The following is a 26,867-nucleotide window of genomic DNA, read 5'->3' on the forward strand; positions in this document are numbered from 1 at the left end:
CGGACCACCGATGACAATCGGAGAGGACGGGTGTCAACCCTGGTTGTACGGCCACGGTCGGATGTGCCGTCAGATGCAGGTGCTTACGATTAAGGCATGTCCGCCTCACCGCCGCTGCCGTTGCCGCTGCTCAAACGCATACCGCCGGGCCTGTGGACGGCACTGGCGTGGTATGCGGCAGCAGTGGAACCCATCGTCGAGTACGTAGTGATGCCGCAAGTGCCGACGTACTCGCTCAACTACCCCCAGGACGGGCTCGACTCGCTCGGAGCCCAGGCGCTGCTCGCCGTCGCCTTCGTGCTGATCCTGGCCGGCAGCGCGGTGCTGCGCCGCAGGACCTCCGCGGCGTACGGTCTGGTGATCGTCGGTACGGTCATCTCGACGGTGGCTTGGCGTCAGGATGAGATTCCGCCCACGCAGTTCCTGGCCGTGGATTTCGCCCTCTGCTACATCGCAGCCACCCGGCCTCGGCGGAACTCGCTCACCGCGGCCGCCGCAGCGCTCGGCACACTCGCCGGCTACCTCGTCCTGCGGTTGATCACGGGCGACGATTCCAGCGTCGCGCAGGAGCCGTTCGTGGCCCTGACCGTGGTCATCGCCTGGCTCATCGGTAATTCGTCGCATCAGGCCCGTGCCCACACCGCAGAGTTGCACGCCCGGGCCGCCGCCGAGGCCGTCACCGCCGAACGGCTGCGCATCGCCCGCGAGATGCACGACACCGTCGCCCACAGCATCGGCATCATCGCCCTGCAGGCCGGCGCCGCGGCCCGGGTCATCGAAACCCAGCCGGCCAAAGCCCGCGAGGCGATGCTCACCGTGGAGATGGCCGGCCGCGAGACGCTGTCCGGGCTGCGAAGGATGCTCGGCGCGCTGCGCCAGGCCGACCAGGATGAGGAACGTCAAGGCCGCGCGCACACGCCGGCGCCCCTGCGACCGGCCGCCGGCCTGGCGAACGTGGAACAGCTCGCCGCGACGACCACGGCCGCCGGAGTCCGCGTGGAGGTGCGGTGGCAGGGCAGGCGCCGCCCTCTGCCAGCCGACATCGACCTCGCGGCGTTCCGGATCGTCCAGGAGTCGGTGACCAACGCCGTACGGCACTCGGGGGCCGATTCCTGCCTCGTGCGCGTCGAATACCGCGCGGACGAACTCGCCGTCGAGGTCTCGGACCGAGGGAAAGGCGGCGGCACCACCACCGACACCGGGTATGGCCTGATCGGCATGCGCGAGCGTGCTGCCCTGCTGCGCGGCGATTTCACGGCCGGGCCCCGTCCCGGGGGTGGCTTCCTGGTAGCGGTCAGATTGCCGATACCGACAATGACTGAGGCAGAAGAGAAGGCGAGAGCCAGATGACCATCCGCGTCGTACTTACCGACGACCAGCCCCTGGTCCGCGCCGCCCTGCAGATGGTCATCACCGACACCGCGGACATCGAGGTGGTGGGCGAGGCCGGAGACGGCGCGGAAGCGGTACGACTGACGGAGGAACTCGCCCCCGACGTCGTCGTGATGGACCTCCGCATGCCCGGCATGGACGGCATCGAGGCCACCCGGCTGATCACGAAGGGCACCGGCTCCGCACGCGTCGTCGTCCTGACGACCTTCGACGACGACGACTACGTCTACGGGGCCCTGCACGCCGGCGCGTCCGGATTCCTCCTCAAGGACATGGCCCTGGACGACATCCTCTCCGCAATCCGGATCGTTGCCGCCGGGGACGCTCTGATCGCACCAGCCGTCACACGCCGGCTGATCAAAGATTTCACCGCCCGACCCGCAGCGTCACCGCCGCGGCGGGCAGAGCTCGGCGCCATCACCGCCCGGGAACGCGAGGTGCTGACCCTCGTCGGCAGGGGCCTGTCCAATACGGAGATCGCAGGCGAGCTCTGCATCAGCATCGCCACCGCCAAGACCTACCTGACCCGCCTGCTCGCCAAGCTCAATGCCCGCGACCGGGTACAGCTGGTAATCCTGGCCTACGAGGCGGGCCTGGTGGCAACATCCCAGTGAGTGGACGGACTCCCCGCACAGCGAGCACCGTCCGCCGGTGCGCGATCCACGCGAGGCCGATCCAACCCCGCCTGCCGTCAGTACACAGGTTGATCAAGGTTCTGGCTCACCGCCGACTGTCACCGGGGGCCAGAAGGCTGGTCAACTCGGCGATGGCCGCCGGTGAGGGCTTGAAGTAACGGCGGAGGTTCTCCGGCTTCTTGTGACGCGACTTGGCCATCAGCATGAGCAGTGAAGCACCTTGCTCGCCGAGGTGCGTGAGAGCAGAGTGCCGGTACTCGTGAAGGTCCCAACCGCTGCCCGGTCCACGAACTGCGGTATGCCCATCCAGTAGGGCGCGGGCCTGGCCGTACGAGAGCCGGGCGAAGTCTGGGTCCGGACACACGTCTCGCGGGCCCACCACCTTCCCAGGGCCGGCTCGGCGGTGGGTGACGAAAACCGGCCCGCGCGTACGTCCCTTGAGCAACCGGGGCAAAAGCCTGGCCGTGCCCGCGTCCCAGTACACAGTCTCCACCAGCTCCAGCGCGGCACCTCGGACCGGATCCGCAACCGGCGGGTGAACGAACGCACGGGCAAGGAGGTCCAGCTGGAGGACATCGTCAAGGGCTTCGACACCGGCGAGGAGTACGTGCTCGACGAGCCGGGGGAGCTTGACGAGATCGCGCCGGGCCGGTCGAAGAGCTACTTGTCATTTTCGCCGTGGCTTCGGGAAATCAGGACTGGGTCAGCCCTGCTCCTTCGCCCTTGCCGCGTAGACGGGCACGTACTCCTGGCCGGAGACCTCCGCTATGGCCTGCACAATCAGGTCAGAGACAGCCCTTCGGGCACCAGCGTCAGCGGCGGAGTCCCCGTGCAAGGAGAGGTCGACGGGCTTGCCGAAGGTGACCTTGACCTTGGCCGGACGCGGAAGCACCCGCCCGGGCGGCAGGACGCGATCGGTGCCGCTCATGGCTACCGGCACCACGGGCGCGCCGGACTTGAGAGCCAGCCATGCCACGCCCGTCTTGGCCCGGTAGAGCCGGCCGTCCGGGGAGCGTGTGCCCTCGGGGTAGATGCAGAAGACGCCGCCGTCCTTCACCACCCGAAGACACGCGTCAAGCGAGGCTACCGCCGCCCGTTGGTTCTCGCGGTCAACTGGAACCTGCCCACTGCCCCGCATGAAGGACGAGACGATCCGCGTCGGCCAGGAACCTCCCTCAAAGTACTCCGCCTTCGCCATGAAGGTCACCTGTCGGTCCAGTACCAGCGGCAGGAAGGTGGAGTCCACGAGGGACAGGTGGTTGGACGCGAGAATGACGCCGTTCGACTGCGGCACATTCTCCATGCCCACGGCTTCGAGCCGCACCGCGGTACGCAGCATCGGTCCGGTCAGCCGCTTCAAGTGCGCATACATCAATTCGTTCCTCTATCGGATCTGTGCCGGGCTCGCGGCGAGCGAACGCTGCAGGCTGCGCCACCAGCGGAACGGTGCCGTCCAGTGCGACGATCACCGCCCCGGCCACGCTGACGAGAAGCGGGACCTGGCGCCGCAGCCGCCCGGTCATGAGGCCATCGGCCCGAGATGGGCGTCCAGCGCAGCTTCGATCAACCGGTTGTGACTGTCGGAACCCTCGCCGCCGAGGGCGAGTTGCAGGCTGCCCCAGGACCTCAATTGGGCGATGCCGTGCAGGTTCGCCCACAGGGCAGCCGCGGTGACTGCCGCCGAAGGCTCCAGCGCCTGTGCCCGGCACCGAGCGACGAGCTCGGTGAGGCGCTGGAACATCGGGAGCGTCGCCTCCCTCAGCCGAGGCCCGTCCGGAGTTCCACCCTGCTCGCCGCTGTCGAGCATGTCGTGACGGAACATCAACTCGAACATGCCGCGCCGTTCCAGTGCGTAGGCGACGTACACCCGCGCCAGCGCCGCCAACTCATCACGCGGCACGGCAGTCCCTGCCGTGGCTGCGGCGGACCGCGCGCCCAGCTCCTCGAAGCCTCTGCGCGCGATGGCCGACAACAGCGCCCGGTGTGTCGGGAAGTAGCGCCGCGGCGCACCGTGCGACACGCCTGCCCGGCGGGCGATCTCCCGAAGACCGACCGAAGCGGTGCCCTCAGACAGCACCAGCTCTACACCGGCATCGACCAGTCGCTCCCGCAAGGGCCCTTCGACATCCATAGACAGTGTCTACCAGACATTCATAGACAGTGTCTACCGACAACTCGTCTGCGTGGACTGAGGGGTGGAGGTCCGCGTGGGCCTGCGATGCAGGCCGAGCCGGTCAGGCCGAGCCGGTTCACGGGATTCAGCTGCCGGTCGGGAGGAAGACGGCCACACCGTCGCGCGGGGGCGACTGCCGACCGGCACAGGTAGGCGACACCGCCGCGGCTTCGGTCGGCTCGCACCCGCAGGACTCATCGGGGCAGCGGTGCCCCCCCCTCGCGGAGAAGAGGGCCTAGTTCAGAGAAGAGATGAGTCCGAAGGACGGGACCCCGGTCCAGACGGATCAGGCCATCGTTGATCACCACCTTGACGGTCAGTCAGGGGCGTGGCGGCTGGCGAGGACCAAGAGCCGGCCGACGGCGCAGTGTTTCGACGGCGAGCCGGCGGTGCGGAGGGTGGCGGCGTACCGCGGGCCGGGCGGCCTCCTGTGCAGCCGGGGATCTCCGCGCTCGCGTCGGTGGGCGGCAGGGCGGGTGATCGGGGTGGGCCTCAGCCGACCAGGATGCCGCGTGCTTGGTGGACGAGGTGCGGCGGTGGAGCAGGCCTGGGTGGTGGAGTCGGGCTATAGTGCAGGCGTTTTGGGGACAGTCGGTAAGGCCGTGCCCCGATCGCATCGCCGAGGAGGCCGTCCGATGGGACCCGTCACGCTGATCACCGGGGGCTCGACCGGCATTGGTGCCGCCACCGCCCGAGCCCTGCTCAAGGAGGGCCACCGGGTGGCTGTCAGCGGACGGGACGCGGACAAGCTGGCCGCCTTCGCCGCCACGGCCGGAGCGGGCGAGCGGCTGCTGACGATCACCGGGGACACCAGCGACGAGCACGACGTGGCCGCCGCCGTGCGCCGCGTGGCGGACACCTGGGGCCGGCTGGACAACGCCATTGCCAACGCCGGGTTCTCGTTGCCCGGGAATCTGGAGAGCCACGCCCCCGAGGACATGCGGGCCATGATCCTCACCAACGTCCTGGGCCCGGCGCTGCTGGTGCGGGAGACCCTGCCGCAGCTCAGGGAGTCCAAGGGCCGGATCGTGCTGATGGGTTCGGTCGCGGGAGTGCGCCACACGCCCGGCAACCTGTACTCGGTCACCAAATGGGCCGTGCACGCGCTGGCCGAGAACACACGGCTGCTGGTCGGCCAGGACGGGGTCGGCGTGACCGTCGTCGCTCCCGGGGTGGTGGACACCCCGTTCTGGGACGAGCGCGGCGGCAGCCCCGAGACGGCGCTGACCGCCGAGCAGATCGCGAACACGGTCGTCTTCGCCCTCAACCAGCCTGCGGGCGTGGACATCAACCACATCACCATGCGGCCGACCGGGCAGCTCGGCTGAGCAGGCTGTTAGAAGCGTTCCCAATCCGAAGGTAGGGTCAAGTTTTCCCAGGTCAGGTGTCTGTCTGTCCCTCGGCAGGCAGGCTCGAACCGTTGTGTCGGCGCGGGACTGGCCCCACAGTGTCCTGGCACCCGAGTTGCGCGGGAGGCCCCACTTCCATGCCCAGCCGACCAGAGGATCACCCGACCGAGTCGTCAGACTCGAACTCACGATCACCAAGCTCGATTGAACAACGGCTACTGAGCTTGACGTTTAACCTCGCAGGTCACCCGACCTGCTGATCTGCGGTTCTTCCCGGGACAGCAGGGGCGGCCGTTCTCCACGCTTCGAGATGTCGAGTCACGAGGCACCAGAGAACGGCCGCTGCTGATGAGTTTCCCTGCCGCCACGTCCGCAAGCGAGGCGTTGGACGTCTTGTCCCGCTTTCGGGTTGAGTTCTACGAGAGCCTGTACGCCCGCGCGGACGTGCTCTTCGAGCTGACCGACGCGGTGCTGTGCACCGATGGCCCGGTCAAGACACTGGTCGAGCTTTCCCTCGCGCATGAGATGCGGCGCGGGCACGGCGCCCTGTACGCGGCTTTGGACAAGGGCTGGTGCGAACCGGCCCGTATGCGCCGGGCACTGGCCGACCTCCCGCTGCCCCGCGTCACCGACGGCCGCATCGCGTTGGCGGTGGATGTCTCCAATTGGCTGCGTCCCGACGCGAACACCAGCCCTGACCGGCTCTTCTGCCACGTCCACGGCCGCCGCGCCGACCGCAGCTGCGACCAGCTGATCCCCGGCTGGCCCTACTCCTTCGTCGCGGCCCTCGAATCGGGCCGCACCTCCTGGTGTGCCCTGCTGGACGCCGTCCGCCTGGGGCCGGCTGACGACGCCACCACGGTTACCGCCGCCCAGCTGCGTGAAGTCGTCACCCGCATTATCGCCGCAGGCCACTGGCACGACGGTGACCTCGACATGCTGGTTGTGATGGACGCCGGCTACGACAGCGCCTACCTCTCCCACGCCTTGGCCGATCTGCCCGTGGTTCTGGTCGGGCGCCTGCGCTCGGATCGCGTCATGCTCCGCGACGCGGGCCCGTCCCGCTCCGGCCCTCGGGGTGGGCGGCCGCGCAAGCACGGCGGCGTGCTGACCTTCGCCAAGCCGGAGTCCTGGCACGCACCGGCGGTCACCACGTTGACGGACACCACCCGCTACGGGAAGGCGGAGGCGATGGCCTGGGACCGCATGCACCCCCGCCTGACCCATCGCGGACCCTGGCTGGAGCATGCCGCAGAAGAACTCCCGCTGCTGCACGGCACGTTGATCCGTCTCACCGTGGAACGACTGCCCGGCGAGGCCACCCCCAAGCCGGTGTGGCTGTGGTGCTCGGCCACCGGCGCCGCCCCGGCCACCGTGGACCTGTGGTGGCGGACGTTCCTGCGCAGGTTCGACATCGAGCACACCTTCAGAATGATCAAGCAGACACTCGGCTGGACCGCACCCCGTGTCCGTCACCCCGCCGCGGCCGACCTGTGGACCTGGCTGATCATCGCCGCACACACCCAGCTCCGCCTCGCCCGCCCCCTCGCCGAGGTCCTACGCCGCCCCTGGGAACGCCCCGTGAAGACCGAACGGCTGTCCCCAGCCCGCGTCCGGCGGGGGTTTCGCAACCTCCGCCGGAAGGCGGCCCGTCCCGCAGCCGCACCGAAACCGGGCAGGCCCGGCCCTGGGCGTCCGCCCGGCAGCCGCAACCAGCACAAGGCCCGCATCCAGGACGTCGGCAAGACCGTGAAACGCGCCGAAACGATCAAGGAACACGAACAGCAGCGAGGTTAAACGCCAAGCTGAGCAGAATGGCGCAGGTCATCGTGCTGGCCCGGTACGAGGATGAGGTGATGGAGCCGGCTGACGCGGCCGGACGAGGCTCGCACCTGGCGGGGCTGCTTTGTGCAGATCCCCTTGTTCGTCGGGGGCTGGCACATCGAATTCGAGCGGTGGAACCGGCGATGCGGGGTGCTTAAGGACTTTGAGTCCCTGCCCTGGAACGAGCCCGCCTGTGTGCAGGTCATGTTGCACGACGAGGATGATGACCTGCTCGGTCTGTGGATGAGGTGCGGTCGCCGGCGTCGCTGAGTTTGAGCGGAGCCTTGGACGTCGTGCCGTCGTGGCTCAGGAGCAACGTGATGCTGCCGTTGGTGTAGTCCGGGAACCACACCGCGTACAGGTTTTGGGCACCGTCCGCGACGGTACCGACCCGGCGGACTTCCAGGGGTTCGCCGCCGCAGGTCGCAGAGGTCACCTGCTGGTGGTCGGCGGCGAAGAGGCGAACCCAGCCATCGGTGAAGAGGGTTGCTAGCGGGGCCACCCCGCGCGAGTTTCCGATCGCCATGGGATTGGTGGCGCAGGCCCGCTCGGAGAATCCGGTTTCGCCGACCGACGCCCGGCACAGGCGCCGGTCGGACGTCTCCCAGGCGAAGGCGGCGCCGGTCGGCCAGGCCTCGACCAGCATCACGCCCTGGGGGCCCGGGGCGTCGGGGCCCACTGCCCCCGATGACAACAGGGTGGCACGGGTCCGGTTGATCACCTCGGTCGGATCCGGAGGTGAGGGACTCGGCGCAGTGGTTGAGGCGGCGGCTTGGGTGGCTGACGGCTTCGCAGCGGTCCCTTCCCCACCCTGAACAGCCCGTTGAGGCCGTGACCAGCAATGTCACTGTCCCGAGGCGGTGCGAAGTACGTTTCGCATGAGAGTCCCCCTACATTTTTCGCGCCCGCGAGACCGGGGCAGCATCAGAGGATCACACACAGCAGCCGGCTCCGGACCACTACTGGATCAGCACCCGCCGCCCGGCACGGGCGGGGTGAACAGCGCGGCGCGGTACCCGTCGAACTGCTCATAGGCCATCGAGGGGCTGGCAGACGCGCGGGCGGAATCGCCTCGGCGGCCTGCGCAAGCATCGGCTCGACCAGAGAAAGCAGCATCACACCGGCCTCCGTATCGGGTTCCCCGGTTCAGCCGGCACCAGAATGGGCGGTATCGAAGATCGAGAAGGCCCCACACAGGAGGTGTGGGAGGACGGGGAGGGCCTACGCCTAATCGGGCACGTCGGTGGTGAGATGGACATTGACCGCGCTCCGATGCTGAGCCATGCCCTGCACGCGGCGATCACCCGGCCCGGCGGGCCCGAAGAGATCGTCATCGACATGTCCGACCTGTCGTTCTGTGACTCTGCCGGCCTCAGCGTCCTGATCGGTGCCCGGCGCACCGCGGCAGAACACGGGCGGCGTATCACCCTGCGGGGCCAACAACCCCAGTTCTTGCGGCTGTTGGACGTAACCGGCGCCACTGGCCTCTTTCAGATCAGCGGGACCTGACCGGGAAGCAAGTACACGGTCCCCCCATACAGACCGTGCACCGGGCAGCCCTCAGCCGCCCGTGCCACGGTGACGAAGCGAGGAAAGGACCCACGCAGGCGGCGGGCCCAGCCGATCCGTGTCCCCGCGATCACCGGGCCAAGGCCAGAACTCGGCACAGGTGTTGCTTCACTCCGGTCTCTGACCAGCGGTTGAACTCGGTTGCGGTGACGGGCCGGCTCGTGCTGGTGTTCCGGCATGAGCAGAATCGCCGAAGTCATTGTGCTGGCGCAGGACGCGGACGAAATCATGGAGCCGCTGACGCGCCCGGATGACACACGTACCTGGCGCGGCACCTTCTATGAGATGAGACCCGGTGGGCACTGGGGGTTCGGCTGGGGTGCGGAGTTTCTGCGGATGCGCCCACGGTCCGGGCTGCTGAAGCACCTGGAGTCCTTGCCATGGCCCCGACCGGAGACGGTGCAGGTGCTGATCCACGACGAGGAAGACGATTGCTTCGGCCTGTGGATGATCCATGACGGCAGGCTGACGGAGATTCCCCTTCCGCGAACCCGCCGCGCCTACTGGAAGGGGCCGCACAACGAGGAGTTCCCTCCTGATCCCGGGATCCTGAACCGGACGGACGGCGCTCCCATCGACTGGCCGGCGGCGGCCGCCAGCTGACCAGGCGGGGGTCGGGTGCAGTGGCGTTTCCCCGGGCACGCCACCGTGCCGTAGCCCTGCAGAGCGCCCCTGACTGCCCTGCCGCGCCCCTCGGAGGTGCGGAGCGGACCTGCAAACAGCTTCAGCTGGTCAGCAGGCACTGGTGGTGGGTCCCTTGCCACAGCGAAGCGGGGCCCCGCCACGCACGCGGCTCACCGCCTACGCGCGGCCCGATGCCCGCCAGAGGCAGCTGCCAAGAAGGGCGGCACCACGGTCGCCGCGAAGACGCCACCCGCGAAGACGGCTGCCAGGAAGACGCTTTTGAAGAGGAAGTCCCTCGAAGCGCCTGAAGCGGTCGGCTCTCTGGCCGGGCCACCGCGTGCGACGTCGGCCGGTTCCGGCCTCTTCTCCGCTTTCCCTCATGGTCGGCGTGGTCCACATCGTTCCGGGGATCACTGGGCGTTCGCGCAGCTCACCTCCGGTCCGCTGAAGGTATTGCGTGTGACGGGCAGGTGGGGGCTGGCGGGGTGGGGCCGGGATGTCGGTGGTATGGCGGATCAGACGGAGATCGTGATTCATCCCGTGTCGCCGCAGGGCGGGCGGAAGGTCACCGCGCACGCCCTCAGTGTGGACGCCGACCTCGGTCGGGCGTTCACGCCCGCGGATGTGTCGGAGTTCCTGCGCCGGGCCGGCCTGGAGGCGGTGGATCTGTCCGAGGACGGGCCGATCCGGTGGGAGGGCCTCGGCCCTGAGGTGTGGACCGGCGATATCTGACCAGTCGGGCTCGCGAGGCTCCCGGGCGGGACGGGCGGCTCGACCTGCTGCCTGCCCTGGTGCCCGGGCCGTGGCCGCGCGGCGGATGACGGCGTTCAAGCAGCAGGCTCGGCATCCGGCCGCTGAACCGGAGCAACCCCGCCGCCCGCGTCGTGACCACCCGCACCCTTCCATGGACGTGATCCAGGCGGGAACATCTTGGTGACGGTGGACGGGGGTGGTAGACCGTGGGGCGTAGACGAGGTGCGTGGGCTGGGTCGGCGGTAACGGGAGGGGCCGCATTGGTGGCGGCTGTGCTGGGGCCGGTGACCAACTACGCCAGTGACGCGGTGCCCGGCTGGGCGGCGCAGGCGTGGGTGATCTGGCCGGTGTTCGCTGTGCTGGTGGTGGTCAGCATCGGGCTGTTGCTGTGGAGCCGGCATCTGGATGCCGCACCAAGGCCCCCGGCGCGGCTGGCACCGGTGAGCCGACTGGCCCGAGGCCAGCAGGCTTCGTTACGCCCCCCGCATGTTCAGCGTGTGCGGGGGCGTGAGGGAGAACTCGCCGTGCTGGCAGGCATGCTTCGGCGGCCACAAGGCCGGTTCGCGGTGCTGTGCGCGGTCGGCGGGATGGGCAAGACAACGGTGGCCGCGCAACTGGCCACCCAGGCCGAGGCGGCGGGCTGGCGAGTGTTTTGGGTGCGCTGGCGCGACGGTGCCGCGCTGGCGCAGCAGATGGTGGAGACGGCGCTGGCCTGCGGCCTGCCGGAGGCAGAGCTGGAGGCCGCGCGAGCGGGGCAGGCGAGCCTGCCGGATGTGGTCTGGCGACAGTTGGGCCGGGTGCGGCGGTGGCTGCTGGTGGTGGACAACGCCGACGAGCCGCACGAGATCGGCCCGGCAGGGGAGCCGGTGGCCGACTATCGCGGCTGGATCCGTCCTCACGGCCGGGGCCTGCTGGTGGTGACCAGCCGGGATGGCAGCGAGCAAACCTGGGGCCCGTGCGCACAGCTGCTGCCACTGGAGCCGCTGCCGGTGCGACCTGCGGGGCAGGTCCTGCTGGACGCTGCTCCCGTGGCCGGCACCGCCGAGCAGGCCCGGGAGCTGGCGGAGCGACTGGGCGGGCTGCCACTGGCTTTGCACGCGGCCGGCACCTATCTGGCCGGACCCACCAGCCGCTACCGCACCTTTGCCGCCTACCGCCAGGCCCTGGAACAAGAACTGCGGTTCTTGTTGGGAGCGGCGCACCCGAATGGCTCCCATCCACAGGTCGCCCGCGCCGTGGTGCGGCACACCTGGGAGGTGTCCTTGGACCAGCTCGCCGGGGAGGGCAACGCTTTGGCCCGCCCCTTGTTGCGACTGCTGGCCCTGCTGGCTCAAGCCCCCGTCCCACTGTCCCTGATCACCCCGGACCTGCTATCCGTCGTCACCGGACACGACGTCACCGCGGCGGCCCTGGAGGCCGCGTTCGCTGGCCTGCACCGCTACGGTCTCCTCGGCCTGCCCCGCTCTCCTGGCAGCACCGGCCCGGCGTCGGGCAGCAGTGAGGGGGCGCAGGTGGTGCTGCATCCCCTGATCCGAGAGATCAACGCTGTCGCCCTCACGGCCGAGACCTCCGATCTCGCCGTGTGGCACCGGGCTCTTGCCGAGCGGCTGACCACGGCTGTGCACGAGGCCAACCAGCGCGGGCACGCTGGTTGGCCTGCAGCCGTGCTCCTCGCCCCCCACCTGCCGCTGCTGCTCGACTACGCGGACCCGCGCACCGCCACACACCACCGCACCACTCTCAACACCCTGGCGCAGGTGCTGCAGAAGGCCGGCGTTTTCGGTGCGGCGCGCCGGCTGCATGAACGGGCCCTCGACGTCGAGACCCGCATGCTGGGTCCCGAGCACCCCGATACTTTGACCAGCCGCAACAACCTGGGCAATGCCTTGTTCGGAATGGGAGAGCGAGCCGAGGCAATACGCCTGCTCCGGCAGACCCTGGAGGACCGCACCCGCATCCTGGGCCCCGAGAACGCCGATACCTTGACCAGCCGCAATGACCTCGCATGCGCTTTGGACGGGACGGGTGAGCATGCCGAGGCGGTGGGTCTGCTGCGGCAGACCCTTAACGACCGTACTCGTGTCCTGGGCCCCGAGCATCCGCATACCCTGTCCAGCCGGGACAGCCTCGGTCTCGCGCTGGACGGGGTGGGCGAGCACGCACAAGCAGTGCGCATCCACCGGAGCACCCTTGACGACCGCATCCGTGTCCTGGGCCCCGAGCACCACCTCACCCTGCTCAGCCGCCACAACCTCGCCGGCGCCCTGACCAGGGCGGGGCAGCAGACGGAAGCGATACAGCTGCTGCGGCAGGCGCTCAACGACCACGCCCGCATTTTGGGCGACGAGCATCCGCACACGCTGGCCAGCCGGGACAGCCTCGGTCTCGCGCTGGACGGGGTGGGCGAGCACGCACAAGCAGTGCGCATCCACCGGAGCACCCTTGACGACCGCATCCGTGTCCTGGGCCCCGAACACCCAGAAACCCTTGCCAGTCGCCACAACCTCGCTCTCGCTTTGACCAGTGCAGGTGAGCAGGCCGAGGCGATAGACCTACTGCGCCGAACCCTCGATGACCGCGTCCGCATTCTGGGCGACGAGCACACGCATACCTTGAGCACCCGCAACGCGCTGGAGACAGCGCTAGCCAGATCCACCCAGCGGCCACAGAGCCGGTGGTGGCACTGGCTGCGGCGGTACGGACGTGGAGTTCATCCCCGCCCCGTAGAACAGCCCAGATGAGGGCCGCCGCCTCGACGGGTGGTGGCGGCCCTTTACGTGCTCCTGAGCTGCTCGTGATCGCGGCGTGGCCGGGCGGTCCAACGATGTGCGCTGCTGGGTCGACGGGGGTGTGGGTGGCGGGGCAGGGTGGGGACGCGCACGCGGGCGCGGTGGGTGTCCTCGTCGGCGCGAGCGAGCCGGGCCCGGTGTACTTCGACGTCGGGAGCGGTTCGGACGTGGCCCTGGGACTGGTAGGCGCGCATGTTGAGGTGTCGCGTATTCGTCAGCCGAGGCGCGTGCATGGCCCGATGAGATGACCGACAGTGATCCGGGAGTCTCGTTCTCTGCTGTTGGACCTCGTCTTGTGACTGCGAGCTTCCGCTTACTCCAGATAGAGAGCTGCCAAGCGGGGCAGTCGGCGGGTCATTTCGTCGTGGTCATCGAAATCGAAGTTCCAGGTGGGGTCCAGCTCCCGGTAGCGGATGGTGGGTGGGCTCGCTGGGAGCTGATCACCAGTCGCCGAGATGTGTGCGTTCCAGGCGATGCCCAGCATGTCCTCACCCTCCAGGTCGACGCCGTCGGCTGCGCAGGCGTGAACGATGGGCAGTTCTGCCAGGGCATCGGGATCAGCGACTGCGCGCTCGAATACTTCACAGCCCTGAGCGATCAGGCAGCCGCGGAAGTAGTCGAAGCCGTCGTCAGAGCACCCACCGTTGGCAAGGTAAGCAGCGGCCCAGAGAGGATTGCTGTAGGAGTCAACCATCAGGTCCCACAGAACCTGCTCAGCTGCGACGATCTCCTCGACCGGCCGGGAGGCCAGCAGCGAGGTCGCCTCGCGAGCGACCGCTTCGTCGTCGTTCGGGTTGGACGCCTGATTGCGGGCTGCCTTAATGAGCTGCCAGAACTGCTGCTTGTTCATGGAGGCAGAGCCTGCCACCTGGTACTGACATCGGGCCGGTCGCGGGAGCTTGGCTCACCAGAGCAGCCACGTCAGCGCGTGTGGTCGCCAGGTGTATATCGACTCCAGGTTCCTCCGGCTTTGGTGACCAGGCGGGTGGCGGTCTTGTCGTGGTAGCGGAGTGCCTTCGCGATGATGGGTGCCGGGGCTTGGAGGACGAGCTGGCGGATCGCGGAGGCCCTGCCTCGTTGCGGCGGGACACCGATCTTTCGCGTTCCACGTGTCGCTGCACCCGACCGTCGTCGTACGTCTGTCACGCTGATCGCGGAATCACCCTGTTCGCCAGACGCTGGCCCGATTCACTGGATGCCGGCTCGTCTGCGATCGATGTGCCGGCGCGGTCGCCGGTGCCCGGCACGTCCTTGGCGAGCCGGCCTGCGAGTGCGCTCACCGGGCATCGACCGGGTGAGGACGCCGAGTGTGAGCAGAGCGAGCGCCGGCAGCACGGCGACGATGATTCCCATCGGCAAGGCGTCGGTGGCGCCACCCGCGCCGGCCAGCGGAGCAAGTACCCCGCCGAACATGAACTGGCTGAAGCCGAGCAGAGCGGCTGCCGACCCGGCGTGTCCGCCGTGGTCGGCCAGGGCCTGGGCCGCGGCGTTCGGCATGACCAGGCCCACGCTGGAGACCAGGACGAACAGGCCGATCAGGAGCACGGGCAGGGGTGCCCGTGTCAGCACCGCGCCCAGGACCGTGGTGCCACCGGCTGTCGCGCCCAGCAGACCGGCGAGCAGCAGCACGCGGGCGCCGGCCCGGGCCACCAGCCGGCCGCTGATCTGGGCGGCCGCAATGAGTCCGGCGGCGTTGACGGCGAACACGGCGCTGTACTGCTGCGGTGACAGGCCGTGGATTTCCTGCAGGACGAACGGCGAGCCGGAGATGTAGGCGAACATCGCCGCGAAGACCAGGCCGTTGGCCAGGACGTACCCGGTGAAGACCCGGTCGCGGAGCAGCTGCCCGACGACGGCCAGCAGCGGCTGGCGTGACGCGGAGGACCGGGTCTCCGGCAGTCCTGCGGCGGAGGCCGCCAGCATCACGGCGCCGAGTACGGCCAGGCTCACGAAGATCCCCGGCCAGGCCGTGACGCGCAGTAGCTGGCCGCCGAGGACCGGCGCGAACACCGGCGCCAGGCCGGTGATCAAGGTCAGTGCGGAGAAGAGACGTGCGGTGCGGGTTCCGGAGGTGCGGTCGCGGACCATGGCGTTGGCGATGACGATGCCGAACGCCCCGCCGATGCCCTGGACCAGGCGTAGGCCGATGAGTGTCCGGACGTCGGGCGCCACCGCGCAGAGCGCGCTGGCGATCGTGTAGAGGGCGAGGCCCGCCAGCAACGGACGCCGCCGGCCGTAGATGTCGCTCAGCGGCCCGGCGATCAGCTGCCCGATGGCCAGCCCGGCCAGACAGGCGGTGATGGTGAGCTGGGTGGCCGCGGCGCTGGCGCGCAGGTCGCCGGCGAGGTCCGGCAGTCCGGGCAGGTAGCCGTCGATGGACAGTGGTCCCAGGGCCACGAGCGCTGCGAGCAGGACGATGAATCGGGTGTGCCGGCCGGCGGCGTCGTTGCTCATGGCTCAGTACGCCACGGTGATGCGGCGGCGGATCGCGGTGCCGCTCTCGATCGTGTCGGCCAAGGCGATCGCGTAGTCGGCGTACGAGATGCGGCTGTTGCCGTCGTCGTCGGTGAGCAGGGTGTCCCCGGCGCTGCGGTAGGCCCCGGTCCGCTCGCCCGCTCCGATGACCGCGGCGGGCGACACGTACGTCCAGTCGAGGTCGTGCACGCCGCGGTAGAGGTCGAGCGCTTCGGACTGGGCCTGGGCATTGGCCTTCCACAGCGCGGGGAAGTCCGGGTCGTCCATGACCCGGGCGCCGGTCGGCGTGCGCAGGCTACCGGCACCGCCGATGGTGACCAGGCGGGTGACGCTGGCTCGGCGGAGTCCGTCGATCAGCGCACGGGCGGCACCGACGATCGTGGCGCGGTCGTTCTCCTGGCCGATCCGGGGGCCGACTGCCGACAGTACGGCGTCGTGGGAGGCGGCGAGGCCGGCGACCGCGGCGGCGTCTGTGACGTCACCGGTGGTCACGGTCAGGGCCTTGTGCTTGAGTCCGTCGACGTGGCCGGCTCGGGTGACCGCGGTGACGGTGTGGCCGCGACGCAGTAGTTCCTCGGTGGTGGGCCGGCCGATGTTGCCGCTGGCACCGAACAGGACGATCTTCATGTGTTGCTCCTTGTTTCTGATGGTCAGAGGACGGGCTGGCCGTCGGCGATGAGGGCCGCGGTGATGCCGCGCTCGTCGGCGGCGTGCTGGAAGCGCTGCTCGATGTCGGGTTGTTCGGTGTAGAACGGCGGGTTGTGGAACAGGCCGTAGTGCATGGCGCAGACGGTGCCGGCGCCGAGTGCGACGGCGGCCTCGACGCCCTGCTCGGGGGTCATGGTCGCCGGGACGTTGGCCGCGTAGCCCTCGAAGTGGGCGATGACGCCGTTGACCGGGACGAACGCGACGTCGAACGGGCCGTGGTCGCGGGCGATCTGCCACCAGCTGCCGTGCCACTGGGTGTCGCCGCAGTGGATGACCCGCCGGCCGGCGCCTTCGACGACCCAGGCGACCTGGTCACAGTCGTTGCCGCGCCAGTCCAGCGAGGTCACCGGGGTGACGGTCAGCTCTCCGATGCGGCGTGACTCGCCCAGGTCCTGGGCAACGGGGGTGATGCCCACCTCGTGCAGCGCCGCCGCGCTCGGGGTGTGGCAGCCGATCGTGCCGGTGGCCGCGATCCGGGCGATCAGGTCGTGGTCGTAGTGGTCGGGGTGCAGGTGGGTGATGAGGGCGTGGGTGCCGGGCGGCGTATCGACCGGGTCGACCGGCCGGTGCGGCAGCCCCATCACCGGCGCCAGCGGAGCGACGTTCTCGAGCGGGTCGATCAGCAGGCGGGTGTCGCCGAGACGGATCTCGACGCCGGCCCAGGCCAGCCGACGTACGGAAAGGGTGGGGGTCATGGGCAGCGACGCTAGACGGATCTTGTTGAGAAAGTCAACAAGCGCGTTTTGAATCTCAACACCACGATGTAGGGTGGTGGCATGCGCACCTACGGGCAGTACTGCGGCATCGCGAAAGCACTGGACACCATCGGCGACCGATGGACCCTGCTGATCATCCGTGAACTGTTCGCCCTGGGTCCGTGCCGGCACACCGACCTGCGCAACGGGCTGCCCGGGATCGCCAGCAACCTGCTGGTCGACCGGCTCCGCGAACTCGAGGAAGCCGGCCTGATCCACCGCGAGGCCGCCCCGCCGCCGGTGGCCACCACCCTGTTCTCCCTCACCGAGCGTGGCCGCGAGCTGGAGCCGGTGCTGCGGGAGCTGAGCCGGTGGGGCGTGCCGCTGTTGCGTGAGCCGGGCGGCAGCGACACCTTCCGCACCCACTGGCTGGACGTGCCTGCCCGGGCACTGACCGACCACCGCCCCGACCAGCCGGCAATCGCCCTGCAACTGCACGCCGACGGCAGCGAGGACCTGGTTATCGAAGTCAAGGACGGCTCGGTGCACACCCACGCCGGCCGGGTCGACCACCCCACCGCGTCACTGACCGGACCGCCGCACCTGCTGGCCGCGACCCTGCTCGGCGACCTCGATTTGAGCGCCGCAGTACAGCAAGGCCTGCGGCTCAGCGGCGAACGCGAGGCAGTACTGCGCATCCTGCCCCGCTGATCCGGGTGAGATGGTAGGCCCGCATGTTGAGGTGTCGCGTGTTCCAGCTTGGACGGCTCTCGTTGGTCACTCTGGGTGGCGAGGCCGGTGTTCGTGGTCCGTCCTCGGACGGATAGGTTCAGCGTGGTGTGTTCGAGCCACTTCTGAAGGGGTCACCGGTGGACATTGTCGCGATCATGGAGGCGCTGGCCGAACAGGGCATAACCGTGCTGTTCAAGGCAGATGCTGAGCGGATGGCAGAGAGGCGGAAGCCCTGGACGTTCGTGGCCAGTGGCGCCCCGTTGCGTGACGACATCCTCGTGCGTACCGATGCTGCGTCGGTGGAGCAGTGCCTCGACGCCTGCCTGCCCCGCCTGCGCGAACTGGGCTTCACTTTCCCCGAGTGACGAGACATGCCAGCTGGAGTGGAACGAGAACTCACCGTGTGTGGTCACCGGAGGCGTATCGGCTCCAGGTTCCGCCAGCCTCGGTGACCAGGCGGGTGGCGGTCTTGTCGTGATAGCCGAGTGCCCTCGCGATGACGGGGGCCGGGGCTTGGAGGACGAGCTGACGGATCGCGGAGGTCCTGCCGCGCTGCGGAGGGACGCCGATCTCACGCAGATGGACTTGCAGGCTGACCGGGTTCATCGGCTGTCCGGGCTGACGACCGGGGAAGAGCCATTGTGAACTCCTACTGCTGGCGTAGGGCAGGTGCTGGCGAGACTGCATGTAGGCCCGCATCAGGTCGGCGACGGGCTTCGGCAGCGGGGACGGCGGGTCTCCCAGCCGGACGGTGACGACGGTCTCGTCGTCGATGACGTCGTCGACGGCGAGGCGGACGATGCGGCTGACGGGCTGCGCGTAGAGGAGAACGAGGGCGGCGGCGGCCCGGGCCCGCAGGGGCAAGGAGTCGTCGTTGAGGACCCGGCGGAGGATCGCGAGCTTGCGATGCTGGTGCAGCGGTTCCGAATCCTGAGTGATGACCGCCGGCGGCAGTGTGAGGCGGGGCATCCGGCCGCTCTTCATGCACCACCGCAGAAACGACTGGGTCGGACGGCGGGTTGCCACGCACTCGGTGTGCCAGGCGTCGATGTCGGCCTGCTGGCACTGCCCGATCGCCCGTCCTCGGCCGGCGAGCCATGCGAGGAAGGCGCCGGCCTGGAGGACTTCCTGCTTGGTGTGGTTGGTCTGGGAGCGTCCCAGCGGTCCCTTCTCCGCCTTGGCCCGCAGGCGCCGCATCTGGTGCCAGGTGGCGAAGTGTCGGAGAAGCTGACGGTGTTCGGGTTCCTCGATGGTGGCAAGTCGTTCGGTCAGCCAGCGTTGGTAGAGCAGGAGCTGCCGGTCGACCTGCGGGAGGACAGCGCTGTCCATCAGCAAGTCACGCAGGTGAGTGACGGTTCGCCAGGGGGTTTCCTGGTGCAGGCTGTCATGGGCGAACGGGATACTGCCCGTGGCCAGTCCCTGGAGGAGACGGACGACGTTGGGGTTGCGCAGCCAGATGAGCCGGCTCTTGGGCCGGTTCATCTCCAGCAGGATCTTGACCAACGGCGGCAACTCCGGGGCGACACAGCCTGTGCCGTCGTCGAGGAGGCAGACGAGCGTATCGGCGAGGGTGCAGTGTTCGCAGAGGCGTCCGCCAAGCAGCAGCCCCTCGAAGCCGCAGCGGTCGCAGAAGAAGTCGCGGACGATGCCCGGGCAGTCACGGCAGATCGGTGCGCCGTCGGTGTCCCGCCCGGGCAGCAGCCGGTCGGTGTCGCAGCAGGGGCAGCGGCCACGGACCCGCATCGCGCGGTCGTAGCAGGTTCGACAGATCGGACCGTCCGACCACTCGGCGGACTTCGAGGCGCGACGGCCGCAGCGTGCGCAGTCGCGGATCATCCACCGCTCGTACTCCTCGGGCGTCACCGCTCACCCGTCGGGCGTCAGCCGAACCCGTGTAGGTCGGCGGGCGGCCAGGTTGATCGGCACCTCTTCGCCGGCGGCTCGGCGGGCCGGGAGGTTCTGGGCCGAGGTGGCGATCAGGTCGGTGGGCGTGCAGTCGAGGATGTCACAGAGCGTGGCCAACACCGGCAGGGACCGTCGTTCCGGGATGCCGGAGACCAGACGGTGGACCTGGGAGGAGGACAGTGTGATGCCGCGTTCGCTCAGGTGCGGCAACAGTTCGGCGACGGTGAACATGCCGCGGGCGGCCATCAGCTCGCGCAGGCGCCACCGCTAGCTGATCTGGCGTGGCATCAGGAGGTCCTTCCCTGCCGCAGAGCGGCCTCGATGGTGGCGTCCAGGACACGACGCAGAGAGCGGGTGCGGAAGTCGGAGGAGACGCAGGTGTAGATCGCGGTGGTGGAAGCGTGGTCGTGGCCGTCCTCGATCAGGTGGGTGATGTAGGACCTGCGCAGCGAGCGGAACTCCAGCGCGGGGTCCAGCCCGGCTGCGTCCCGGTAGGCGGCGAAGCGGGAGTCCAGGCGTTGGAGCCCGATCCGCGGGCCTCGCTCGGATGGCCACAAGGCCCGGCTGGTCGAGTGCCGCATCCCGGGACGCACCTCACTGATCCATTCCTCGATCGAGCCGGGCGTCCAGTGCCAGACGGTCAGCACACTGCGACGCTTGGGCGGCGACCCCTTCTTGGCCTTGCCATAGCGGACCAGCAGGGTTCCGTACCCACCGAACTCCCTGCCCTCCGGATTGCGACCGAAGTCGGTGAGATCCAGCATTCGGGTCTCATTGCGTCGCAGGCCGTAGGCGTACGCGACCTTGAACAAGGCGGAGTCCCGGAAGGCCGGCAGCCAGCCCTTGCGGCCCTTGCCGTGAACGCGCAAGACCTCCTCGTCGGCGTGATCGAAGAATGCCTCCAGCTCAGGATTGGTGAAGGCCCGTCGTTTGGCTCGCCCTCGGCTTCGTCGGCGTGCGTCGCGGCGTTCCAGTCGTAGACCACTTGGACTGGGTGGGTACCGACGTGCCGCAGGCACTCGTCGCTCCAGCCGTAGGCTGGGTTGGTCAGGAAGTCGCAGAATTGCCGCACCGAGCCCTGATAGTTGCGCAGGGTGGAGCGGACGCAGCCGTGCACAGCCCGCAGATCGGCCGACCGTTCGTCGACGTGCTGCGGCGTCCACTGCCACGGCATCGCATCGGCATGCCGGATGAACGCCCGGACCGTGCGTTCCTGGACCGGGCTTTTGTACGCTCGACCGCATCCCACGACCAGGTCGCTGATGACGCCGAGCGGCCCGACTGGCTGTACTGGTGCTCACGGGACGAGTCGGACCTGCGGGCCGTACCCCCTGCTGACGGCCGCATTGGAGCGCTACGACACCACGCACGTAAGGGAAGTCGCGCTGTACTCGTCGTGGCTGGCGCAGGCATACGTGGACGCCAACGAAATCGACGAAGCTGCCGCGGTCGCCTCGCGGGTGTACGACCTGGCCGCTGCCTCGGACTCACCGCGAGCCGTCCAGCGTCTGGACACCGTCCTCGACGCGCTCGCACCACACAGAGACGCCCCGGCAGTGCGTCACCTCCTGGACCGCGCCGCATCGTAGGTTCAGCGGGCCCGGACGAACCCGGGCCCGCCCCGCTACCGTTATGGACGCACCACCCTCGAGTTCGGCTACGAGCCCCCTTCGGAAGACTCGAACCCACGGCCTTTGGTCATCGGTCGTGGGTCGCACAGATCCGCGCGGCAATCGCGGCAATTGCGGCGAGCTCGGCGCTCGGGCTGCGCCCTGCACTGATGCCGTTGGCGCCATGAGCCTGCTCTTCGCTGGCTTCCCCCTCGCAGATGAGGGCGAGTGATCAGCCAGAGGGCTCGTCGTCGAGTTCCTCGGTTCGATGCCCTCGAAGGCAGTGGTCCAGCCCGACCCGACCCGAGGCGACGGCGAACCCGGCGGCCGTCTTGGAGAAGGTCAAGGTCGAAGTCGGCTAACGCCGGATCGGTGTGGCCGAGCGCCTCAGTACGGCTCGAAGCTCGGCTGGACGGGGCCAATCTCGCCGGCGGTAACCAATTCTTCCAGGTCCTCCGGCTCCAGGAACTCCAGGGCTTCCGGTTCGATGCCGTGGTAGCGGTCGACATCAAGCAGCCGCCGCACGAACGCAAGGGTGAAGCCTGAAAACGGGCCATCGAAGGTCTCGCATCCCTCTTCGTGGGCCATCGTGACGATCTTCCATCGGTCCGGATCCGGGTCACAGGGCAGGAAGAAGTGCTCGTCGCCGCTGTAGTCGTATCCCCACGAGATCAGCCCACCGGGCTCAGGGTGGAAGGGGTACGGGATGTGCTCGGTGTCGCCGCGGCCGAGGGCCCTGTCTCGGCGCTCGGCGAAGACTCCGTGGGTCTTGCGCATGCGCTCCAGCAGCGGGCTTGTGCCACGGGGGTGGAAGACAACGAGCTCGCCGGAGATGACCCCGGTGCCGTAGGCGTTGAGAAGCGCCTTGAAATCACTGGGCAGAGCGGACCCTATGTGTTGCTCGACTTCGGTCCAGTCATCCGGGCTGGACTGCCAGTGGGCCGACTTGCCCAGCAGGGCCCGCAACTCATCCAACGAGGACACGCACCGCTCCGAACTCCAGTCGCTCAACCTTCCCTACGTTGTTCTGCGGGACAGGGCGAGCTCTTCGTATGGTTCTCCCACCCCGGGGCGTCGGGTGTGGCTTTCAACCTTCTGCCGCTTGTGGCTTCCATCGATTGGCCGCCCGACGCCCCACGACGACTCGGCTGCCAATTAGGAATTGCGAATGATCGCTCCGTAGGGAATCGACAGCGAGGTCGTCCGTCGGGAGGCACCACCACACCCCACCGCACGGAGGCACCATATGGCCGCGATCTGGGCCGGCATCGACGCAGGCAAGACCCACCACCACTGCGTCGCGATCGACGAGAGCGGCCACCGGCTGCTGTCCCGACGCGTCACCAACGACGAGCCCGAACTCCTCGAACTCCTCACCGACGTCCTGGCCCTGGGAAACGAGGTGACCTGGGGCATCGACCTGGCCGACGGCGGAGCCGCCCTGGCCATCTCGATCCTCCTCAACCACGACCAGCCGGTGAACTACATCTCCGGCCGGGCCATCCACCGCGCCTCCGAGAGCTACCGCGGCGAGGGCAAGACCGACGCCAAAGACGCCGCCGTCATCGCCGACCAGGTCCGCATCCGCCGCGACCTGCACCCCATACGCACCGGCGACGAGACGGTCATCGACCTCAAGATCCTCACCGGCCGCCGCATCGACCTCGTCGCCGACCGAACCCGAACCGTCAACCGTCTCCGGGCCCAGCTCACCGGGATCTTCCCCGGCCTGGAACGGACCCTGGACCTCACCAACAAGGGCCCGCTGACGCTGCTGACCGGCTACCAGACCCCTGCGGCCATCCGCCGGCTCGGCGCCAAGCGCCTGGAGACCTGGCTGCGCAACCGCAAGGTCCTCCGCGCCGATCAGCTCTCCGCGACCGCGGTCGAAGCAGCCGAACGCCAGCACACCAGCCTGCCCGGGGAGAAGCTGACCGCCCAGATAGTGCACACGCTCGCGAAGGAGGTGATGGCCCTCAACGAGCAGGTCGCCGAGCTCGACAAGCTCATCGAGGCCCGGTTTTGCGACCACCAGCACTTCGAAGTGATCACCAGCATGCCCGGCCTCGGCATCATCCTCGGCGCCGAGTTCCTGGCCGCCACCGGCGGCGACATGGCCGTCTTCGGCACCCCCGACCGCCTCGCCGGCTTCGGCGGCGTCGCCCCCGTCCCACGCGACTCCGGCAAGATCAGCGGCAACCTGCGACGCCCGCAGCGATACAACCGACGGCTCCAGCGCGTGCTCTATACCTCCGCGCTGTTCAGCATCCGACGGTCCGAGGAATCCCGCCGGTTCTACGACCGCAAACGCGCCGAGGGTAAACGTCACACCCAAGCCGTGCTTGCCCTCGCACGCCGCCGCGTCAACGTCCTCTGGGCCCTCCTCCGCGACGGACGGTGCTACGAGCTCACGCCCCCGACCGCCCTCGCGGCTTGACAGACGGCATTAGGAATCGGTGACAACGCTCAGCCTTCGGTGTCACAGGACTGACCTCTCGCAGTGAGGGTTGAGCGTTCTCACCGAAGGTTGGTGAGAACGAGGCTTTCGCGCCCACGGTCGAGTGCCTGGAATCTCGTCTCATGTACCGGATCCACGAGGATAGGGGACATGGAAAGCTTTGCGCCGGTGAGCGTCCTTGCCCTTCGTCCTGTCCTTCCGCATCCGAAGGCGGTGAAGAAGGGGGCGGGTATACGTCCGTTGATCGATGGCCGCGACGTGTTGCAGGAGAGCCACCCGGATGGCGATTCGAGTTGCTACCAGGAGAGGTGGTTCGGTTCGCCCGAGACGTGGCCGCTGTGGGCCGGCGACGGGCCTCGGCGTGTCGAGCTGTCGAACAACGACTGCGACACCGGCTGCTGTGGAGGAGTGTTCGTCACCATCCAACGCTTTGGCGATCTCATCGAGTGGACAGACTGGGAGAACACCAACGACAACCGGGTCCCGGTCCCGCCCGAGATCCACTTCGACGCCGCGCAGTACGACGCTGAACTGGCCAGGGTCGTGGCGGACCACGGCTGGGAGGAGCCCGTCGACACCGCAGCACGCCTGCTGGCCGACCGGATCGCCGCCTCCGACTGGTTTGAGCGGTGGAACTGCGAGCGGTTCACGCACGGCATCAGTGTCAGTGAGCGCGGAGATTCTCCTAAAGTGATCATGCACTTCGTGACCGACGGGTTCGGTCCGGGCGGGGTGTTCCGCTGGCATGTGATGCCGGTGTCCATGCAGGAGCCCATCGGAGATCAGGTGCGGCGCTTCGTTGAGCGGATCACGGCCACAGACCCCCGGGAGAGCGCACAAGGCCTCTGACGCATGGCGGGTGGGGATCTGCCTGACGACCGAGGCCAGTAGGCCGTGTTTTAGATCGGGGTTCCGGTCCACGCCTCGCGCCGTGATGATCATGGTGTGGGGCGTGGGGATCTTTCTGATGAACAGTGGTCGGTGCTGGAGTCGTTGCTGCCTGCGGCAGGAGTGAGCCGCAGGTCCGGGAACCGGCGGCGGTTGATCAATGGAGTTGGGTGGCGGGTCCGGACCGGTGTTCCGTGGCGGGATCTGCCGCGCGAGGACGGGCCCTGGCAGACCGTTTACGGGCTCTTTCTCCGCTGGCAGCGCGAGGGAGTCTGGGCCCGGATTCTCGCCTTGCTGCAGGCGAGGGCTGATGCGGCCGGGCTCATCACCTGGGAGGTGAACGTCGACTCCACGGTCTGCAGGGCCCATCAGCATGCTGCTGGTGCCCGCCGGACGGGGCTGGGCAGAAGGAGCCCCCGGGAGGGGGCGTGGTTGAGCCGGAGGATCACGGGCTTGGCCGGTCACGGGGCGGGTTCTCCACGAAGATCCATCTGGCGTGCGAGCAAGGTCAGAAGCCGTTGTCGTTGCTGGTCACGGCAGGTCAGCGGGGTGACAGCCCGCAGGTCGCGCCGGTCCTCGAAGTGATCCGGGTGCCCAAGGTCCGCGGTGGTCGTCCAAGGCGCAAGCCGCTGTGGGTGCTGGTGACAAGGCGTACTCTTCGCGCGCCAACCGTGCTTACCTGCGCAGACGCGGGATCCGCTGCACCATTGCCGAGCCGGTCGACCAGGTCCGCAACCGCAAGCGCCGTGGCCGCTCCGGTGGCCGGCCGCCGGCCTTCGACCGGGAGGACTACAAGGCCCGCCACGCAGTCGAGTGCGGGATCAGCCGCCTCAAGCAGCACCGGGCGGTCGCGACCCGGTATGAAAAGCTCGCCTGCCGCTTCGAGGCGACCGTCCAGATAGCCGCGATCCACCCGTGGCTGTGAACCAGCGGCCGCCCGCACGGCCGTGCCATCCTGATCACGGCATTGGGCAGCACATCTTCGGGGAGGGCTTCGGTGGCCGCCAGGTACTACTGTGCCGACAGCGAGAAAGGCGACCACGTCGACGACCCGTCCGAGGACGCCCTGTTCATGCTGATCAGCGACCTGAACGACTCCGACAACACCTTCGTCGTGATCCAGCCCGACCAGGACGACCCCGTCTGGTTCGCCTCCGTCGCGTCCTGGACGAGGGCGGATACGAGGGCGAACGCCGCGACACCACCTAACAAAGCACTACTAGGGCCTGTGTGATGTCTTGATCAGCTGCTGGGTTCTGCTCTCTGCACGGGCTGGAATCCGGTAGGAGTGGAGTTGTGACACGCAGTCAACTCACCGATGTCCAGTGGAAGTTCATCGAGCCGTACCTGCCGATCGGCAGGTACGGTCCGTATCCGGAGCGGTTGCGGGAGCAGCTCGAAGGGGTGATCTGGCGGTTCCGGTCCAGTGGGCAGTGGCGGGAGATGCCGGCCGAGTTCGGTCCCTGGGCCACTGTCTACGGGCGCTTACGCGTGTGGCGGGACGCTGGTGTGTTCACCGCCCTGCTGGAAGGCCTGATCGCCCAGGGGGTCAGCGTCGGAAGGACGGACTTGTCGCTGGTCAGCGTGGACTCCACCACGGTCCGCGCCCATCACGACGCTGCGGGGATGCGCGTCAGTAGGCACCTCATGAACGCCCTGGAGGAAGCCGTGCAGGAGCAGGAGACGGCCCGGCAAAAGGGGGCGGCACGGAGGAACAGAACGGACAGGACGATCGGCGGCGCATCCGGTGCAGACACAGGCTCCGTCTGAAGGAAGCCCTGCTCGGCAGGTTCAGGGGCGGGCTCACGAGCGAGATTCATCTCGCCGCGGACCGCCGGTGTCGTCCGCTCGCGCTGGTCCTGACCGTCGGGCAGGCCGGGGACAGCCCGCAGTTCATCCCCGTGCTCGCGAAGGTGAGGGTCCGTCTGCCGGTCGGCCGTCCCCGCACGACGCCCGGCGCGGTCGCCGCGGATAAGGCGTACTCGTCCCGCGGCAACCGCGCCTACCTGCGCAAACGTGGAATCAAGGCCGTCATCCCGGAGAAACGGGACCAGGCCACCAACCGCAAGAAGAAGGGCGCCAGAGGCGGCCGGCCCATCGGTCACGACGCCGACCTCTACAAGGAACGGAACACCGTCGAACGGCTGATCAACAAGCTGAAGGCCTGGCGAGGCATCGCCACCCGCTACGACAAGACTCCAGGCAGCTATCTCGCCGGCCTCCACCTCCGCGCCGCCATGATCTGGATCGACGACCTACTCAAAACCGCCGACTGATCACGACATCAC

Annotated in this window: 24 protein-coding genes and 5 pseudogenes; 17 read left to right on the forward strand and 12 right to left on the reverse strand. The window is 68.6% G+C overall.

Features of this window, described 5'->3' with window-relative positions; genetic code table 11:
* Positions 1-96 precede the first annotated feature (96 nt).
* Both OG386_RS44275 and OG386_RS44280 read left to right on the forward strand, forming a co-directional pair.
* Positions 97-1,350 carry a sensor histidine kinase gene (locus tag OG386_RS44275; RefSeq protein WP_328792933.1) on the forward strand — a complete coding sequence of 418 codons (1,254 nt, stop codon included), beginning with the start codon at positions 97-99 and terminating at the stop codon, positions 1,348-1,350.
* Complete coding sequence (locus OG386_RS44280) at positions 1,347-2,006, forward strand: response regulator transcription factor (protein ID WP_328792934.1); 660 nt, start codon at positions 1,347-1,349, stop codon at positions 2,004-2,006. Before OG386_RS44275 ends, OG386_RS44280 begins: the two co-directional genes overlap by 4 nt.
* Before the next feature lie 106 nt (positions 2,007-2,112).
* Here OG386_RS44280 and OG386_RS44285 read toward each other — a convergent pair.
* Positions 2,113-2,517 (reverse strand): annotated as a pseudogene (locus OG386_RS44285) (site-specific integrase); the annotation flags it as partial.
* A gap of 45 nt (positions 2,518-2,562) precedes the next feature.
* On the opposite strand from OG386_RS44285, the pseudogene OG386_RS47120 reads away from it, so the two are divergent.
* Positions 2,563-2,625: pseudogene (locus OG386_RS47120) on the forward strand (hypothetical protein); the annotation flags it as partial.
* A 105-nt stretch (positions 2,626-2,730) separates the two neighbouring features.
* On the opposite strand, the gene OG386_RS44295 reads toward OG386_RS47120, so the two are convergent.
* Together OG386_RS44295 and OG386_RS44300 are read right to left on the reverse strand one after the other, a co-directional pair.
* On the reverse strand, positions 2,731-3,387 hold the full coding sequence (locus OG386_RS44295; protein ID WP_328792935.1) for a lysophospholipid acyltransferase family protein: 657 nt from the start codon (positions 3,385-3,387) through the stop codon (positions 2,731-2,733).
* Between the two features lie 159 nt (positions 3,388-3,546).
* Complete coding sequence (locus OG386_RS44300) at positions 3,547-4,158, reverse strand: TetR/AcrR family transcriptional regulator (RefSeq protein WP_328792936.1); 612 nt, start codon at positions 4,156-4,158, stop codon at positions 3,547-3,549.
* A 677-nt stretch (positions 4,159-4,835) separates the two neighbouring features.
* Between OG386_RS44300 and OG386_RS44305 the strand changes: the two genes are divergently transcribed.
* Both OG386_RS44305 and OG386_RS44310 read left to right on the forward strand, forming a co-directional pair.
* Entirely contained in the window at positions 4,836-5,528 is a 693-nt protein-coding gene (locus tag OG386_RS44305) for an SDR family oxidoreductase (RefSeq protein ID WP_328792937.1), read from the forward strand.
* 369 nt (positions 5,529-5,897) lie between these two features.
* Positions 5,898-7,346 carry an NF041680 family putative transposase gene (locus tag OG386_RS44310; RefSeq protein WP_328792769.1) on the forward strand — a complete coding sequence of 483 codons (1,449 nt, stop codon included), beginning with the start codon at positions 5,898-5,900 and terminating at the stop codon, positions 7,344-7,346.
* A 229-nt stretch (positions 7,347-7,575) separates the two neighbouring features.
* Here the strand turns inward: OG386_RS44310 and OG386_RS44315 are convergent, their stop codons facing one another.
* Positions 7,576-8,019: a hypothetical protein gene (locus OG386_RS44315; RefSeq protein ID WP_328792938.1), complete on the reverse strand. Its 444-nt coding sequence runs from the start codon at positions 8,017-8,019 to the stop codon at positions 7,576-7,578.
* A gap of 515 nt (positions 8,020-8,534) precedes the next feature.
* Here OG386_RS44315 and OG386_RS44320 point away from each other — a divergent pair.
* The 4 genes from OG386_RS44320 to fxsT all read left to right on the forward strand — a co-directional run bounded on the left by OG386_RS44320 (position 8,535) and on the right by fxsT (position 13,060).
* On the forward strand, positions 8,535-8,882 hold the full coding sequence (locus OG386_RS44320; RefSeq protein WP_328792939.1) for an STAS domain-containing protein: 348 nt from the start codon (positions 8,535-8,537) through the stop codon (positions 8,880-8,882).
* Between the two features lie 237 nt (positions 8,883-9,119).
* Entirely contained in the window at positions 9,120-9,545 is a 426-nt protein-coding gene (locus tag OG386_RS44325) for a hypothetical protein (protein ID WP_328792940.1), read from the forward strand.
* Positions 9,546-10,073: 528 nt separating this feature from the next.
* Positions 10,074-10,298 (forward strand): hypothetical protein, encoded by a 225-nt coding sequence (locus tag OG386_RS44330; RefSeq protein ID WP_328792941.1) that lies wholly within the window; start codon positions 10,074-10,076, stop codon positions 10,296-10,298.
* 305 nt (positions 10,299-10,603) lie between these two features.
* Positions 10,604-13,060: an FxSxx-COOH system tetratricopeptide repeat protein gene (gene fxsT, locus OG386_RS44335; RefSeq protein ID WP_328792942.1), complete on the forward strand. Its 2,457-nt coding sequence runs from the start codon at positions 10,604-10,606 to the stop codon at positions 13,058-13,060.
* Between the two features lie 361 nt (positions 13,061-13,421).
* Here fxsT and OG386_RS44340 read toward each other — a convergent pair whose 3' ends face one another.
* The 4 genes from OG386_RS44340 to OG386_RS44355 all read right to left on the reverse strand — a co-directional run bounded on the left by OG386_RS44340 (position 13,422) and on the right by OG386_RS44355 (position 16,986).
* On the reverse strand, positions 13,422-13,958 hold the full coding sequence (locus tag OG386_RS44340; RefSeq protein ID WP_328792943.1) for a DUF4240 domain-containing protein: 537 nt from the start codon (positions 13,956-13,958) through the stop codon (positions 13,422-13,424).
* 338 nt (positions 13,959-14,296) lie between these two features.
* On the reverse strand, positions 14,297-15,562 hold the full coding sequence (locus tag OG386_RS44345) for a multidrug effflux MFS transporter (RefSeq protein WP_328792944.1): 1,266 nt from the start codon (positions 15,560-15,562) through the stop codon (positions 14,297-14,299).
* Positions 15,563-15,565: 3 nt separating this feature from the next.
* On the reverse strand, positions 15,566-16,210 hold the full coding sequence (locus tag OG386_RS44350) for an NAD(P)-dependent oxidoreductase (protein ID WP_328792945.1): 645 nt from the start codon (positions 16,208-16,210) through the stop codon (positions 15,566-15,568).
* 23 nt (positions 16,211-16,233) lie between these two features.
* Positions 16,234-16,986 (reverse strand): MBL fold metallo-hydrolase, encoded by a 753-nt coding sequence (locus OG386_RS44355; RefSeq protein ID WP_328792946.1) that lies wholly within the window; start codon positions 16,984-16,986, stop codon positions 16,234-16,236.
* 81 nt (positions 16,987-17,067) lie between these two features.
* Between OG386_RS44355 and OG386_RS44360 the strand changes: the two genes are divergently transcribed.
* Entirely contained in the window at positions 17,068-17,697 is a 630-nt protein-coding gene (locus tag OG386_RS44360) for a winged helix-turn-helix transcriptional regulator (RefSeq protein ID WP_328792947.1), read from the forward strand.
* A gap of 158 nt (positions 17,698-17,855) precedes the next feature.
* On the forward strand, positions 17,856-18,083 hold the full coding sequence (locus OG386_RS44365; RefSeq protein ID WP_328792948.1) for a hypothetical protein: 228 nt from the start codon (positions 17,856-17,858) through the stop codon (positions 18,081-18,083).
* 31 nt (positions 18,084-18,114) lie between these two features.
* On the opposite strand, the gene OG386_RS44370 is transcribed toward OG386_RS44365, so the two are convergent.
* From OG386_RS44370 to OG386_RS44380, 3 genes are read right to left on the reverse strand one after another with little or no spacing between them, the layout of a single operon-like run.
* Positions 18,115-19,581: a hypothetical protein gene (locus OG386_RS44370; RefSeq protein WP_328792949.1), complete on the reverse strand. Its 1,467-nt coding sequence runs from the start codon at positions 19,579-19,581 to the stop codon at positions 18,115-18,117.
* 3 nt (positions 19,582-19,584) lie between these two features.
* Complete coding sequence (locus OG386_RS44375) at positions 19,585-19,881, reverse strand: helix-turn-helix domain-containing protein (RefSeq protein WP_328793565.1); 297 nt, start codon at positions 19,879-19,881, stop codon at positions 19,585-19,587.
* Between the two features lie 29 nt (positions 19,882-19,910).
* The gene (locus tag OG386_RS44380; protein ID WP_328792950.1) at positions 19,911-20,492 is read right to left on the reverse strand and encodes a tyrosine-type recombinase/integrase; all 582 of its coding nucleotides are present in this window, start codon (positions 20,490-20,492) and stop codon (positions 19,911-19,913) included.
* Positions 20,493-21,038: 546 nt separating this feature from the next.
* On the opposite strand from OG386_RS44380, the gene OG386_RS44385 reads away from it, so the two are divergent.
* On the forward strand, positions 21,039-21,212 hold the full coding sequence (locus tag OG386_RS44385) for a hypothetical protein (RefSeq protein ID WP_328792951.1): 174 nt from the start codon (positions 21,039-21,041) through the stop codon (positions 21,210-21,212).
* A 408-nt stretch (positions 21,213-21,620) separates the two neighbouring features.
* On the opposite strand, the gene OG386_RS44390 is transcribed toward OG386_RS44385, so the two are convergent.
* Complete coding sequence (locus OG386_RS44390; RefSeq protein ID WP_328792952.1) at positions 21,621-22,217, reverse strand: hypothetical protein; 597 nt, start codon at positions 22,215-22,217, stop codon at positions 21,621-21,623.
* Positions 22,218-22,479: 262 nt separating this feature from the next.
* Between OG386_RS44390 and OG386_RS44395 the strand changes: the two genes are divergently transcribed.
* The 5 genes and pseudogenes from OG386_RS44395 (at position 22,480) to OG386_RS44415 (ending at position 26,855) form a co-directional block, all read left to right on the forward strand.
* Positions 22,480-23,670 (forward strand): IS110 family transposase, encoded by a 1,191-nt coding sequence (locus OG386_RS44395; RefSeq protein WP_328792953.1) that lies wholly within the window; start codon positions 22,480-22,482, stop codon positions 23,668-23,670.
* 171 nt (positions 23,671-23,841) lie between these two features.
* On the forward strand, positions 23,842-24,540 hold the full coding sequence (locus OG386_RS44400) for a hypothetical protein (RefSeq protein WP_328792954.1): 699 nt from the start codon (positions 23,842-23,844) through the stop codon (positions 24,538-24,540).
* A gap of 96 nt (positions 24,541-24,636) precedes the next feature.
* Positions 24,637-25,504 (forward strand): annotated as a pseudogene (locus OG386_RS44405) (IS5 family transposase).
* Between the two features lie 72 nt (positions 25,505-25,576).
* Positions 25,577-25,785, forward strand: a pseudogene (locus OG386_RS44410) (hypothetical protein); the annotation flags it as partial.
* A 90-nt stretch (positions 25,786-25,875) separates the two neighbouring features.
* A pseudogene (locus tag OG386_RS44415) lies at positions 25,876-26,855 on the forward strand (IS5 family transposase).
* The last annotated feature ends 12 nt before the right edge of the window (positions 26,856-26,867 follow it).

The sequence above is a fragment of the Streptomyces sp. NBC_00273 genome (assembly GCF_036178145.1).
Lineage (GTDB): Bacteria > Actinomycetota > Actinomycetes > Streptomycetales > Streptomycetaceae > Streptomyces.

What these genes read in the sequence shown, in the direction of transcription:
- OG386_RS44305 (WP_328792937.1), top strand. Translation starts at nt 4,836, where the DNA reads ATGGGACCCGTCACGCTGATCACCGGGGGCTCGACCGGCATTGGTGCC.
- OG386_RS44400 (WP_328792954.1), top strand. Translation starts at nt 23,842, where the DNA reads ATGGAAAGCTTTGCGCCGGTGAGCGTCCTTGCCCTTCGTCCTGTCCTT.
- OG386_RS44360 (WP_328792947.1), top strand. Translation starts at nt 17,068, where the DNA reads ATGCGCACCTACGGGCAGTACTGCGGCATCGCGAAAGCACTGGACACC.
- OG386_RS44330 (WP_328792941.1), top strand. Translation starts at nt 10,074, where the DNA reads ATGGCGGATCAGACGGAGATCGTGATTCATCCCGTGTCGCCGCAGGGC.
- OG386_RS44345 (WP_328792944.1), bottom strand. Translation starts at nt 15,562, where the DNA reads ATGAGCAACGACGCCGCCGGCCGGCACACCCGATTCATCGTCCTGCTC.
- OG386_RS44325 (WP_328792940.1), top strand. Translation starts at nt 9,120, where the DNA reads ATGAGCAGAATCGCCGAAGTCATTGTGCTGGCGCAGGACGCGGACGAA.
- OG386_RS44340 (WP_328792943.1), bottom strand. Translation starts at nt 13,958, where the DNA reads ATGAACAAGCAGCAGTTCTGGCAGCTCATTAAGGCAGCCCGCAATCAG.
- OG386_RS44395 (WP_328792953.1), top strand. Translation starts at nt 22,480, where the DNA reads ATGGCCGCGATCTGGGCCGGCATCGACGCAGGCAAGACCCACCACCAC.
- OG386_RS44275 (WP_328792933.1), top strand. Translation starts at nt 97, where the DNA reads ATGTCCGCCTCACCGCCGCTGCCGTTGCCGCTGCTCAAACGCATACCG.
- OG386_RS44280 (WP_328792934.1), top strand. Translation starts at nt 1,347, where the DNA reads ATGACCATCCGCGTCGTACTTACCGACGACCAGCCCCTGGTCCGCGCC.
- OG386_RS44320 (WP_328792939.1), top strand. Translation starts at nt 8,535, where the DNA reads ATGGGCGGTATCGAAGATCGAGAAGGCCCCACACAGGAGGTGTGGGAG.
- OG386_RS44315 (WP_328792938.1), bottom strand. Translation starts at nt 8,019, where the DNA reads ATGCTGGTCGAGGCCTGGCCGACCGGCGCCGCCTTCGCCTGGGAGACG.
- OG386_RS44300 (WP_328792936.1), bottom strand. Translation starts at nt 4,158, where the DNA reads ATGGATGTCGAAGGGCCCTTGCGGGAGCGACTGGTCGATGCCGGTGTA.
- OG386_RS44350 (WP_328792945.1), bottom strand. Translation starts at nt 16,210, where the DNA reads ATGAAGATCGTCCTGTTCGGTGCCAGCGGCAACATCGGCCGGCCCACC.
- OG386_RS44355 (WP_328792946.1), bottom strand. Translation starts at nt 16,986, where the DNA reads ATGACCCCCACCCTTTCCGTACGTCGGCTGGCCTGGGCCGGCGTCGAG.
- OG386_RS44310 (WP_328792769.1), top strand. Translation starts at nt 5,898, where the DNA reads ATGAGTTTCCCTGCCGCCACGTCCGCAAGCGAGGCGTTGGACGTCTTG.